Source organism: Chryseobacterium sp. BGARF1, assembly GCF_001677955.1.
GTDB lineage: Bacteria > Bacteroidota > Bacteroidia > Flavobacteriales > Weeksellaceae > Chryseobacterium.
On record NZ_LELA01000065.1, the window covers coordinates 62,196 to 75,625 of the forward strand.

The following is a 13,430-nucleotide window of genomic DNA, read 5'->3' on the forward strand; positions in this document are numbered from 1 at the left end:
TAACATAAAATTAATATCTTTGCAAAAAGAAAAAGTAATGAAAATTCAGACCACTTTTAAAGAATGTTCTTCCAAAAAAGGGAAAACTGTGGACTCTGAAATTCTGACATAAAATAACGGCCGATAATCTACCAAGATTGTCGGCTTTTTTATTTTCTAAATTTGAATAAAAAGTATATTAAAAAGACATAAAGATATAAGATGTGAGATGCAAGATTTATTAAGTCTGAAATCTGATATCTGATATCTAAAAAATCTAAATAAAAACATGAGCAACACGTACAAATCTGCAGGAGTAGACAAAGAAGAAGGTTACAAAACCGTTGACAAGATCAAAAAAGCGGTGGGTGAAACTCACAATTCCAATGTTTTGAACCATTTGGGAAGTTTTGGAGCTTTCTACGAAATCGGAGGATACAAAAATCCTGTTTTGGTTTCAGGAACTGATGGAGTAGGAACGAAGCTGAAAGTAGCTTTAGATTCAAAAAAGTATGATTCTATCGGGGTTGATTGTTTCGCAATGTGTGCAAACGACATCCTTTGTCACGGTGCAAAACCATTGTTTTTCCTTGATTATTTAGCTTGCGGAAAATTAGATTCCGAGATTGCTGCAGAAATCGTTTTAGGAATGGTAGAAGCTTGTAAAGACAACAACTGTGCGCTTATCGGTGGTGAAACTGCTGAAATGCCGGGGATGTACAAGCCTGGAGATTATGACGTTGCAGGATTCTGCGTAGGAATTGTTGAAAAAGACCAAATCATTGACGGTTCAAAGATTAAAACGGGTGATAAAATCATTGCTTTGCCAAGTTCAGGTTTCCATTCAAACGGATTTTCTTTGGTAAGAAAAGTGTTCCCGGATTTTAACGAAGAATTCGAAGGAAAACCTTTGTATGAGACACTTTTGGTTCCTACAAGATTGTATTATAAAGATATTCACAAGGTAATCGAAGAAGTAAAAGTTGCAGGTATCGCTCACATTACAGGCGGTGGTTTGTACGAAAATATCCCAAGAATTATTGGTGATGGTTTGTGTGCTTCAATTGATGCTTCAAAGATCCAAATTCCAAGTATTATGGTTGAGTTGGAAAAAAGAGGTGGAGTAGCTCATGAAGAAATGTTCGGAACCTTTAATATGGGGGTTGGAATGATTATCGTTGTCGATGCAGAACATGCTGAGAAAGTTTTACACCTTCTTGATGATGCTTACGAAATCGGAGAGATTACAGAAGGATCTGAAAAAATAGATTTAAAATTTTAGGAGCTTGATCCCGCTTTCCGCTATATCTTTTTCGCCAACGCTTTTTTTTAAAGCCATTGAGAAAAAGGATGTCGCTGCAATCGGGGCTAGTTAATAATATAGAAAGCCTTGTCAAGGTTTCAAACCTTGACAAGGCTCACAAAATAAAAATGAAAAATATAGTCATTTTAGTTTCAGGTTCAGGAAGCAATCTTCAGAGAATTATTGATACCATTGATAATGGAGAGATCCAGAATGCAAAAGTATCTTTGGTAGTTGCCGACAGAGAATGTTTTGGACTGGAAAGAGCAAAAAATCATAACATAGAAAACGTTCTGATTCCGAGAGGAAAAAACTTCAGCAGTGAATTGAGTAAAATCATTCCCGAAAATACAGATTTAATCGTATTGGCAGGATTTTTATCAATTCTAAAACCAGAGTTTTGTGAAAATTGGGTTGGGAAAATAATCAATATTCATCCTGCTTTGCTTCCAAAATTTGGTGGAAAAGGAATGTGGGGACATCATGTTCACAATGCGGTGATTGAAGCTAAAGAAAAAGAAAGCGGAGCAACCGTACATTTTGTAACTCCAGGAATCGACGAAGGAGAAGCTATTCTTCAAAAATCATTTGAAGTTACAGAAAACGATACTCCTGAAACTGTTGCAGAAAAAGTTCATTTGATTGAATATGAAATTTTTCCAATAGCGATAAATAAAGTATTGAATAATGTATCAATCTAATAATCTAACAATTTACTAATTAAAAGAATTGTTACATTGCTAAACTGATACATTGTTATATTAAATAAAAGACACCCTTAGATTGATTAAAAAATATTTCGAAAAGTGAAAGATCTAAGTAAAAGTAAGATCGGAGGTGAAAGAACCGGTCTACAGTTTGAAATAACTGTAAAAAGTAAAAAGTGAAAAGTCCCGAAAGGGCAAAGTAAAAATGAGTAAAAATCGCAGCAATTGCGATTTTTACTTACAAAAAATTAAAAATCTATGAGCAAGAGAGTTTTGATCAGTGTTTCTGACAAAAGCGGATTAACAGAATTCGCACAGTTTTTGGAATCCCAAAATTATGAATTGATTTCTACAGGCGGGACCTTCAAACATTTGAAAGAGGCTGGTTTAAATCCAATTCAGATTGATGAAGTAACCGATTTTCCTGAAATGTTGGATGGAAGAGTGAAAACTTTACACCCAAAAGTTCACGGTGGTTTATTGGCAGTTCGTGCTAATGAAGAGCACATGAAAACCGTTCAGGAGCACAATATCGGTTTAATTGATATGGTGATCGTAAATCTTTACCCTTTCTTTGAAAATGTGAACAAAGATATTCCTCTTCACGAAAAGGTAGAATTTATTGATATTGGAGGGCCTTCAATGCTTCGTTCAGCTGCTAAAAATTTCGATTCTGTAACGGTACTTACTGACGTTGAAGATTATGCGAAAGTGAAAGTCGAAATGGAGGAGAATGGTGATACACTTGTCGAAACTCGTAAAAGATTAGCAGGAAAAGTATTCAATTTGACTTCAGCTTATGATGCAGCAATTTCAAGAATGCTTTTAGATGAAGAATATCCAACTTATTTAAGCGCTTCTTACAAAAAAGTAGCTGACCTTAGATATGGTGAAAACCCTCATCAAACTGCAGCATATTATGCTTCTACTTTCGAAAATGGAGCAATGAAAGATTTCGAGCAATTAGGAGGTAAAGAATTGTCTTTCAATAATCTTCGTGATATGGATCTTTGCTGGAAAGTTGTTACAGAATTTAAAGAAGAAATGGCTTGTTGTGCCGTGAAGCATTCTACACCTTGCGGAGTTGCCATCGGAACTTCGGCTTTAGAAACTTATGCAAAAACTTTCGAGTGTGATCCTGTTTCTATCTTTGGCGGAATTGTTGCAATGAACTACAAAATCGACGCTGCAACAGCTGAAGAATTAAACAAAACATTCCTTGAGATTGTAATGGCTCCGGATTTTGATGATGAAGCTTTGGAAGTTTTAAGAAAAAAGAAAAATTTAAGAATTATAAAGATTGTAAACCCTGTTTCAGACAAACAAACTTGGGTAAAGGTTGACGGTGGAATTTTGGTTCAGGACAACGACAGTATTTTCTCTGATGATATTAAAGTGGTTACTGAAACACAGCCTACCGAAGAACAGAAAAAAGCATTATTGTTCTCTCAGAGAGTCGTAAAATATGTGAAATCTAATGCAATTGTAGTTTCTAACGGAATCCAGGCTTTCGGAATCGGAGGCGGACAAGTTAACAGAATTTGGGCAACTCAACAAGCAATTGAAAGAGCAAAAGAGAAATTCACAGGAGATTTAGTTTTAGCTTCTGATGCGTTTTTCCCTTTCCGTGACGTGGTAGATTTCTGCGCTCAGGAAGGTATTACGGCAATTATTCAGCCGGGTGGAAGTGTAAAAGACCAAGACAGCATCGAAGCAGCCAATGAGCATAAAATTCCGATGATGTTTACTGGAATTAGACATTTTTTCCATTAATTAAAATAGAATTAAAAAATAATTTGAGATTGTATTTATAGCATTCAAAATTATATATTTGTAAAATAGACTAGATAATAAATAAAGTATGAGAATATTAATCATAGGTGAAGGTGGAAGAGAATCTGCTTTGGCAGCAAAACTTCAGAAAGATTCTAGAGTGAGTCATATGTTTTTCGCCAACGGAAATGCAACTACCGATGCGATAGGAAAAAATGTTCATTTATCAGAGATTAAGGAACTTAGAGATTTTGCAATTAAAGAGCAGATAGATCTTACTATTGTAGGTCCTGAAGCTCCTCTGGTAGCTGGTTTGAAGGATGAATTTAAGAAACATAATCTTAAAGTTTTTGGTCCTAATCAAAAAGTGGCAAGTCTTGAAGGAAGTAAGGCTTTCTCTAAGAAGTTTATGCAGACCTATGATATCAAAACGGCTAAAGCAGTAGTGTTTGATTCTTATCCTGAAGCTAAAGAATATGTTCAGAATCAGGAATATCCTTTAGTAATCAAAGCTAGCGGACTTGCTGGTGGAAAAGGAGTTGTGATCTGCGAAACTTTGGAAGAAGCAGAAGCTACGATTCACGATTTCATGATCAGAAGAATCTATGGCGATGCAGGAATCCGTTTGGTTATCGAAGAATATTTAGTAGGTTTTGAAGCGTCAATTATTGCATTCTCAAATGGTGAAAAAATATACCCATGTATTGCTGCTAAAGATTACAAAAAAGTAGGAAACGGCGATACAGGTCCTAATACAGGAGGAATGGGATCAGTGGCTCCAAGCCCGGAATTTACTGAAGTACATTACGTAGATTTCGAAAATAATATTTTGAATCCTACCGTAAAAGGTCTTAAAGCTGAAGGTTTCACTTTCAAAGGAATGATTTTCTTCGGATTGATGATTACCAAGAACGGAACTTACTTATTAGAATACAACATGAGATTTGGTGATCCTGAAACTCAGGTTTTGATGGCGTTGATGGAGAATAATCTTCTTGATGTAATCAACGACTGTATGGACGGTAAAGAGATCAAACTTAAATTTAAAGACGAAAAAGCAGTTTGTCTGGTAATGTGTTCTGGTGGTTATCCTAGAAATATGGAAATAGGTTTTGAAATCACTGGTGAAGAAAAAGTGAGACACAGTCAGCTTTTATACGCAGGTGCCATCAAAAAAGGAGATAAAGTAGTTTCTAACGGCGGTAGAGTTTTAAATATCGTTGCAACTGGAGCAACTTACGAAGATGCTCGTAAAAAAGTGTACGAAGATGCAAGTCACGTACATTTCGACTACGGCTTCTACAGAGAAGACATCGGAAAGTTTTAAAATAAATCACGAAAAAAGATTTGGAACTATTCCAAGTCTTTTTTTGTAAAGCAGTTAGAATTTAGATGTCAGATACAAGATTGGAGAGTGCAGACTAAAAAGTCTGTTGTCTGATATCTTAGATCTGATATCATTTAAAAACAAATCAATTATAAAAATGAACAACGGTATTATCATATTAGATTTCGGATCTCAGTACAACCAGCTTATCGGAAGAAGAATCCGTGAGATGGGTGTTTACTCTGAAATTCTGCCTTTCAATACACCATTAGAAACAATTTTAGAAAAGCAACCGGCAGGAATTATCCTTTCTGGTGGGCCAAGTTCTGTAAATGCAGAAAACGCTCATTTGGTTGAAAAAGAATTGTACGAGCAAGGAATTCCTGTTTTGGGAATTTGCTACGGAATGCAGCTTACAGCACATCTTTTAGGTGGAAAAGTACACAAAGGAGAAAAAGGAGAATATGGAAAAGCACATTTAGAGATCGTAAAAGAATCTTCTCTATTAAAAGGGGTAACCAACAATTCTATTGTTTGGATGAGCCACTTTGACGAAGTGGGAGAATTGCCTGCAGGTTTTGAATTAAATGCAAAATCGGGGGTGATCGCTTCAATTTCAAATGAAGAGAAAAAAATCTATTGCGTACAGTTCCACCCGGAAGTTTCTCACACAGAAGAAGGTGGGAAAATGTTAGAAAATTTCGTTTTTCCAATCTGTAATGCTGAGAAAAACTGGAAATTGACCAACTATATCGAAAAAACAGTTGCAGAAATTAAAGAAAGAGTAGGTGATCAGAAAGTGATTCTTGGTCTTTCTGGTGGAGTAGATTCTTCTGTTGCTGCAGTGTTAATTCACAAAGCAATCGGTGATCAATTGACTTGTATCTTCGTTGATACAGGATTATTGAGAAAAGATGAAGATGTAAAAGTAATGCAGAATTACGGTGAGCATTTTCATATGAATATCAAACTTGTTGATGCTAAAGAAAGATTCTTATCTAAATTAGCCGGAGTTGATGATCCTGAAGCTAAAAGAAAAATCATCGGGAACGAGTTTATTCATGTTTTCGACGAAGAATCTCATAAAATTGAAGGTGCTAAATTTTTAGCTCAGGGAACAATTTATCCTGATGTTATCGAAAGTCAGTCTGTAAACGGTCCTTCTGCAGTAATCAAATCTCACCACAACGTTGGCGGACTTCCAGAAGATATGGAGTTTGAATTATTGGAGCCTTTAAGAGAATTGTTCAAAGACGAAGTAAGAAAAGTAGGTGAAGAATTGGGTATTCCTCATCATTTGGTACACAGACATCCTTTCCCTGGTCCTGGTTTAGGAATCAGAATTTTGGGTGCTGTAGATGCTGAAAAAGTGAAAATCCTTCAGGAAGCAGATGATATTTTCATCGAAGAATTGTACAAAAACGATTTGTATGAGAAAGTTTCTCAGGCTTTCGTGGTACTTCTTCCTGTAAAATCTGTTGGAGTAATGGGTGACGAAAGAACTTATGAATACACTGCGGTTGTTCGTTCAGCCAACACAATCGACTTTATGACGGCAACGTGGAGCAGACTTCCTTACGAGTTCTTAGATACTGTTTCAAGCAGAATCATCAACGAAGTAAGAGGGATCAACAGAGTAGCTTACGATATTTCAAGCAAACCGCCTGCAACAATCGAGTGGGAATAATCTTGACTTGAGTTTTAAATATAAATCCTGCCTTATTTTAGGTAGGATTTTTTGTTTTATTTTAAATAATTTTGAATTATTTCTTTTTCTTCCTTGAAATAATAGATTGTAATATCACAGATAGTATCACAAAAGCCAATCCGAAATAAAATGAAGTATTTACTTCTCGTCCTTCATCAAAAAATATAAAAGCGATAATAATTGCATAAATAGGTTCTAAATTAAAACTTAAATTCACTGTAAAAGCTGAAAGTTTTTTAAGCGATTCAGCAAAAAGTACATACAAGCCAGCTGTACAAAATAAAGCCAATAATATTAGATAAAAAGTGTCTTTCAAATTGGGGATAAATTGCTCATTTGGAAAGAAGTAATAATAAAAAGGCAATAATGCAGTTAATCCTAAAGTTCCGCTCAACATCTGATAATAATTGATGACCTGACTGTCATATTTCTGAACCAATCTTTCATTATAAATAGTGTACAATGCTGCAAATGCTGAAGATATTACACCCAGAATAATTCCTATTTGATACGATGCATCAAAATGAAAAATCAGACTAATTCCAAATAAAGTAAGCGCACTAAGGAAAAGCTGAACAAATTTATACTTTGTTTTATTGATTAAGGGTTCAAATATCGCAGTGAAAAAACTGGTCAGACAATAACATACAACGCCGATTGAAATGTTGGAATATTTTATACTCGCATAAAAAAATATCCAGTGAATGGTAATGAGAAGCCCAATCTTTCCAATGTTAAAAGCTTCTTTCGAAGACTTTAGTTTTTCAATTTTGAAAATTTTTAAACTTAAAAATAAAAATATAGCCGAAAATAAAACCCGGTACCAAACCAACGGAATTTCGCTAAGGGTGATGAGTTTACCGAATACACCTGTGAATCCAGCCAAAAGAACTGCAATGTGCAGTATTAGATATGATTTTTTCATGAAAAAGGTCTTTGCCTGTTAATAAATAAATTGAATGTGATGAAAGCACAAAAAAATAGTACCAAAGAAATTTGGTAACGAATGTGCTTCAAAATAAGTATTTATTAAGGCGTAGGAGGAGGAAGACAGCTTTTTCTGTTCATGAATTTTAAATAATGAGCAAATATAACAATAAAATTTGTGAGAGTTAAAATGACTTGCTCAATATTTTTTACATTTGTCTTATGAAAATAGCATACCTCGGTCCACAAGCCAGTTTCACGCAATTGGCGGCGTCTCAGATTTTCCCGAGTGAAGAATTAGTTCCTCAGTCGAGTATTTTAGATTGCTTTAATGCGGTGAAAAATAATGAAGTAGATAAAGCCGTTGTTCCATTAGAAAACTCTATTGAAGGAACAGTTTCGATGACCCTCGATTATCTCTATGATTTTGAAGTTTTTATCGAAACCGAATTGGTGATGCCGATTGCGCATCATTTGATGATTCATCCCGATAACGAAACTTTTGAGAAAGTCATTTCTCATCCTCAAGCTTTGGCGCAGACTTTTCATTTCAGATACGAAAATTTTAAAGATATTCCGTCGCAGGATTTCAGTTCTACAGCGGCTTCAGCAAAGCTGGTTTCCGAAAATCCTCATGAAAAATGGGCAGCAATTGCCAACCGATATTCTGCAAAATTGTATGGTTTAAAAATTATTCATGAAAATATTCAGGATTTTGAACAGAATCATACCAAGTTTATTGTGATTTCAAAAACGAAATCTGCTTTGAATATTCCTTTACCCAGAACTTCAGAAAAAACTTCTCTAATCATTACACTTCCCGAAGACCATGCAGGAGGTCTTCATCAGGTACTTTCTGTTTTTGCCTGGAGAAAAATGAATCTTTCTAAAATCGAAAGCAGAACACTAAAAACCGGTTTGGGAAATTATTTTTTCTTCATCAATGTAGCAAGTGAATGGCACAATGTTCTGTCCCAGAATGCAATCGACGAAATTATTTCATTAGGCTCTAATGTGAAATTTTTAGGACATTATAATGAATATGTTTTTGAAGAATAGATTTTTTAAATCCTTAATTTGGATGCTATTTAAGCTTACAACTTAATATTTTGGTGAAATAAATTTGTCTGTCAAATTGGAATAATTAAGTGTAATTTGAAACTATTTTGCTTAAAATTGATATATTTTGAATCTGAATAAATGAAAATAATGGCTTACTGAAATTTAGATAAACAATAATTGCTAAAATTTCTGTAATTTACATTTCCAAAATTTTCACAGATGATAGATAAATTAAAATCTAAAAACAGTATTAATGATGAATTTAAATATGTTGCCAAACTTATAAGCCGTGCGACATTGAGCTTCCTCAAAATCAATCTTATCGGGCAAATTTCTATTGCTATTTTATGCATCATTACAATCATTTTAATTATTGCTCAAACTTTTAATAATGGAGGAGGACCGGTTCATACTAATGGGCAAGCTACCATTTTAGTATTGTTTGCAGCAAGACCAATTTCTTTTGGATTAACTATTCTAACTGCTTTTGGAGCTCCATTTTTGCTTTTCACATTAGGAAATAAATATGTGATAGCTCGCACGATCAACAGATTGATTGCTGATAAAGGCGAACAAATACTTTTCCCGATGATTGACAGGGTTTTAAATAAAGTAAAAGCCAATCAGCCTCAATTATTTCAAAAGGGAACAGATAAAGCCAAGCTTCAGCTAAAAATTTTACAGGAAATAAGAGATTCTAAAGAAAATAAATGGTTCAAAAAAATCATTATTTATGGTTTCAAAAAAGTTGAACTTGACGAAATAGATTTTAAAGATGAAAATGTAAGCTTTACCGAAATCTTAAAAAATAAAATTATCGATAAGCTTAAAGATATTTCAGAACCAAGTCGACTATTTTTCTATCTTATTTTAGTATGGCAGACTTTAATTTTGTTATTGACGGTTTTTAAGGTGATTTAAATAAATATGAAGAAAAATAATGCTATAAAGAATGATAAGTATTTAGTTTTTAAAATAGTAGTGTTAGTCTTAGTTTTTTTATTCTTTCTAAAAGAATTGGTGATTTATAAACCAATTTTGAATCTATTTAAGACAGAAAAAGTAATTGCAAAAATTATTGATGAAAAAAATGGAATGAGGAGATCACATTTAACCGGAGACTTTGTATACTCTTATAGTTTTGAATATCAAGGAAAAGAATACAAGAACGAAAGTGATAATGAAAATTTTCTCATAGGGGAAGAACTTACAGTCGAATTCAATCCTACATTCCCATTTATAAATAGAATTTATAAATCTAGATTTACAGAATAATTTTTATTAGTATTTTTTATAAGGAACATTTTTTGAATACCTTAGGAGAATATTTTTTTTCACTACAATATGTTTGACAAGCAGCAACGAAAACTCAAAAGATCAGCAAAACTTATTTCCGTTTTAAGCAAATACGGATTCAAAGATATGATCGCAAGAATGGGCAAAAAACCAGAAGAGAATTTTGCACAATCTGATGAAGTCATTTCTAAAGGAACGGTTTACGAAAGAATTCGTCTTGCTTTGGAAGAGCTGGGTCCGACTTTTGTGAAACTTGGGCAAACTTTTAGCAATCGTGAAGATCTGCTTCCACCAGAACTGATCCAGGAGCTTCAAAAGCTTCAGGACAGGGTAGAAGTAGTGGAAATGAAGGTAGAGGAAATTCTTGAAAATGAATTTAATATTATTCCCAAAGAATATTTCGCGGAAATTATTGCAAAGCCTTTGGCAACCGCTTCGATTGCTCAGGTTTACAAAGCGACTTTAACTTCTGGTGAAGAAGTAATCTTAAAAATTAAAAAACCGGACGTTTTATCGGTTATTGAAGATGATTTATTATTGATAAAAGATTTGGTAAAACTGATTTCCACGTATTCTGAAATCGGTTCTAAACTCAATCTGAAACAGGCGATTTCCACTTTTGAAAAATCTTTATTGGAAGAAGTCTCTTTGGTGAATGAAAGAAATAATATCCAACAGTTCGCTCTGAATTTTAAAGGTAATAAAGAAACTTACGTTCCTAAAGTCTACGATGAATTTTCCAACAACAATGTTTTGTGCATGGAATTTATCGACGGAATTAAAGTCACTGATAAGGACGAATTATTGAGACATAATATTGATCCTGTTGTTGTTTCTGAGGTTGGTTTAAGGCTTTTTGTTTCACAAATTTTAGATTACGGATTTTTCCACGCAGATCCACACGCAGGAAATATTTTAGTAAAGAAAGATGGAAAAGTTGTTTTCATTGACTTCGGTGCCGTTGGAAAAATTCAGCCGAATGATAAAGAGATTTTGGAAAGTTTAATTGTAGCTTTTGTTGCTAAAAATTCTCATAAAATTGTTCGTCACCTGAAAAAAATGGCGGTGAGTTATGAAATTCCTGATGAAAGAAGATTTGAAAATGATGTTGAAGAAGTATTGAATTTCGTTCATAGTACTTCTTTGAAAGATATTGATCCGCATATTATCATCAACAAAATGAAAGATGTTTTGAAAGATAACAGGTTGTATATGCCTGATTATTTTTATCTTTTATTTAAAGGGATTGGTTTGATAGAAGGAGTTGGAAGAACCATCAATCCTGATCTGGATATTGTAAAAAGTCTGCATCCCTACACAAAAAAAATATTTACAAAGAAGATAAGTCCCAAAAAACTTCTGAAAACGGGAATAGAAAAGGTGATGACCTTCACTGATAATGTAGATGAAATTCCTAAAGAGCTACGATCTGTATTGCAGAAATTAGATGATAACAGTTTTACGATTTCAAGTGAAATAAAAAATATTGAAAAAACGAATCAGTTAATAAAATCGAGTATTGTCAATCTGATGCTCACGATGATTTTGGGAGCTAATATTATTGCAACAGCTATTGTCTTTGTTTCAGAATCAGGACCTCGAATTGGTGAAATGTCATGGGTTGCAATTTTAGGATTTTGTTTTTCAGTTTTACTTGCTATTATTCTTTTATTGAGAATTTCAAGAAAATAAGATTCCCACAGGTGGCACAGATTTTCATAAATGTTTGAAAATAAAAATTGCCACGAATACACGAATTATTTGCTAAGATTTTAAAAATAAATATTAGTGCATTCGTGGAGAAAATTAATTGAAGAAATAAATGTTCCCAAAACTTACCTTTTACCATGGATTTATAAGATGATTATCTGTGTAAATCCGTGAAATCTGTGGGATAAAAATTTCTGATTCTAACATCTATCTTTTAGCCTAAAAAGACAAAAATTAATTACCTATCTTTGCAAAATGGAAAAACTCACTTTTGCAGACTTTGACCTTCCGGTTAAAGTTCTTGATGTTTTAGCAGATTTAAATTTATTTGAGCCCACTCCAATTCAGGAAAAAAGTATCGGTCCGATTCTTTCGGGAAGAGATGTGATGGGAATTGCACAAACGGGAACAGGAAAAACGTTAGCTTATTTATTACCGGTTTTAAAAACTTGGAAATATAATAAAAATGGAAATCCTACTGTGGTTGTTTTGGTTCCTACAAGAGAATTGGTGGTTCAGGTAACAGAAATCGTAGAAAAACTGACAGAAAATCTTACTGCAAGAGTAATTGGAATTTATGGTGGGAAAAATATCAATACGCAGAAACTATTGTTCAACGATGGTTGCGATATTTTGGTAGGAACTCCGGGTAGAATCATGGATTTGTCTATTGATAATGCAATTTCATTAAAAGAGGTTCAGAAATTGATCATTGATGAGTTTGATGAAATGCTGAATTTAGGTTTCAGACCACAGTTAACGCATATCTTCGAGATGATGCGTGAGAAAAGACAGAATATTCTTTTCTCAGCAACGATGACTGAAGCTGTTGATGATATGTTGGATGAATATTTTGCTGGACCTATCGAAATTTCATTGGCAAGATCTGGAACTCCGCTTGAAAAAATCGAGCAAACTGCTTATAAAGTTGAAAACTTCAACACAAAGATCAATTTATTGGAGCATTTGCTGAAAAGCAATGAAGATATGTCTAAAGTATTGATTTTTGCGAACAATAAAAAGCATGCAGATTTACTTTTCACCCAAATTAATGAGCTTTTCCCAGAAGACTTTGATGTAATTCACTCCAATAAATCTCAAAACTACAGACTAAAAGCGATGAAACGCTTTGAAAATGAAGAAATCAGAGGATTGATCACTACTGACGTTATGGCGAGAGGTCTTGACATTTCAGACATTACCCATGTTGTAAATTTTGAAACTCCTGAAGTTCCGGAACAGTATATTCACAGAATCGGTAGAACGGGTAGAGCAGATAAAGACGGTAAAGCGGTCACTTTCGTAACGAAAAAAGAAGATGATTGGGCTTTAGATATTGAGTTGCTAATGGATAAAGAATTGGCCTACATCGACTTCCCTGAAGAGGTGAAAATCAATCCTAAGAAAATTGCATCTGAAGAAGATCAGATTGTCATGAAAAATCCAGCTCATGCAAAACTTTTTGACGGTGGAGGAGCTTTCCATGAGAAAAAAGATAAGAATAAAAAAGAAAACTGGGGTGGACCTTCCAAAAGAAAAACGCCCAAGAAATTCGGAGCGAATAGATCACAACAGAAAGCAATTTCTAAGTCTAAAAGAAAGAAATAAAAAAAATGCGTCTCAAGCGAGGCGCATTTT

11 protein-coding genes are annotated in these 13,430 nt (G+C 33.9%); 10 read left to right on the plus strand and 1 reads right to left on the minus strand.

Annotated features, from left to right (window positions below; all coding sequences use genetic code 11):
* Positions 1 to 268: 268 nt before the first annotated feature.
* The 5 genes from purM to guaA all read left to right on the plus strand — a co-directional run bounded on the left by purM (position 269) and on the right by guaA (position 6,776).
* Positions 269 to 1,261 (plus strand): phosphoribosylformylglycinamidine cyclo-ligase, encoded by a 993-nt coding sequence (gene purM / locus AB671_RS12960; protein ID WP_066679617.1) that lies wholly within the window; start codon positions 269 to 271, stop codon positions 1,259 to 1,261.
* 149 nt (positions 1,262 to 1,410) lie between these two features.
* Positions 1,411 to 1,983, plus strand: a complete 573-nt coding sequence (purN, locus tag AB671_RS12965; RefSeq protein WP_066679666.1) for a phosphoribosylglycinamide formyltransferase — start codon at positions 1,411 to 1,413, stop codon at positions 1,981 to 1,983.
* Positions 1,984 to 2,247: 264 nt separating this feature from the next.
* Positions 2,248 to 3,762, plus strand: coding sequence for a bifunctional phosphoribosylaminoimidazolecarboxamide formyltransferase/IMP cyclohydrolase (gene purH, locus AB671_RS12970; RefSeq protein ID WP_066679618.1), 1,515 nt, complete (start codon positions 2,248 to 2,250; stop codon positions 3,760 to 3,762).
* A gap of 88 nt (positions 3,763 to 3,850) precedes the next feature.
* Positions 3,851 to 5,089 (plus strand): phosphoribosylamine--glycine ligase, encoded by a 1,239-nt coding sequence (gene purD, locus AB671_RS12975; protein ID WP_066679619.1) that lies wholly within the window; start codon positions 3,851 to 3,853, stop codon positions 5,087 to 5,089.
* 157 nt (positions 5,090 to 5,246) lie between these two features.
* On the plus strand, positions 5,247 to 6,776 hold the full coding sequence (gene guaA / locus AB671_RS12980; RefSeq protein WP_066679620.1) for a glutamine-hydrolyzing GMP synthase: 1,530 nt from the start codon (positions 5,247 to 5,249) through the stop codon (positions 6,774 to 6,776).
* Between the two features lie 76 nt (positions 6,777 to 6,852).
* Here the strand turns inward: guaA and AB671_RS12985 are convergent, their stop codons facing one another.
* Positions 6,853 to 7,722 (minus strand): DMT family transporter, encoded by an 870-nt coding sequence (locus tag AB671_RS12985; RefSeq protein ID WP_066679621.1) that lies wholly within the window; start codon positions 7,720 to 7,722, stop codon positions 6,853 to 6,855.
* 224 nt (positions 7,723 to 7,946) lie between these two features.
* Between AB671_RS12985 and pheA the strand changes: the two genes are divergently transcribed.
* The 5 genes from pheA (at position 7,947) to AB671_RS13015 (ending at position 13,400) form a co-directional block, all read left to right on the plus strand.
* Positions 7,947 to 8,783, plus strand: a complete 837-nt coding sequence (gene pheA / locus AB671_RS12990; RefSeq protein ID WP_066679622.1) for a prephenate dehydratase — start codon at positions 7,947 to 7,949, stop codon at positions 8,781 to 8,783.
* Between the two features lie 222 nt (positions 8,784 to 9,005).
* Positions 9,006 to 9,707 (plus strand): hypothetical protein, encoded by a 702-nt coding sequence (locus tag AB671_RS12995; RefSeq protein ID WP_066679623.1) that lies wholly within the window; start codon positions 9,006 to 9,008, stop codon positions 9,705 to 9,707.
* A 6-nt stretch (positions 9,708 to 9,713) separates the two neighbouring features.
* Positions 9,714 to 10,061 carry a hypothetical protein gene (locus tag AB671_RS13000; RefSeq protein ID WP_066679624.1) on the plus strand — a complete coding sequence of 116 codons (348 nt, stop codon included), beginning with the start codon at positions 9,714 to 9,716 and terminating at the stop codon, positions 10,059 to 10,061.
* A 69-nt stretch (positions 10,062 to 10,130) separates the two neighbouring features.
* Positions 10,131 to 11,774, plus strand: a complete 1,644-nt coding sequence (locus tag AB671_RS13005; RefSeq protein WP_066679625.1) for an ABC1 kinase family protein — start codon at positions 10,131 to 10,133, stop codon at positions 11,772 to 11,774.
* Positions 11,775 to 12,047: 273 nt separating this feature from the next.
* Positions 12,048 to 13,400 (plus strand): DEAD/DEAH box helicase, encoded by a 1,353-nt coding sequence (locus tag AB671_RS13015; protein WP_066679627.1) that lies wholly within the window; start codon positions 12,048 to 12,050, stop codon positions 13,398 to 13,400.
* Positions 13,401 to 13,430 lie beyond the last annotated feature (30 nt).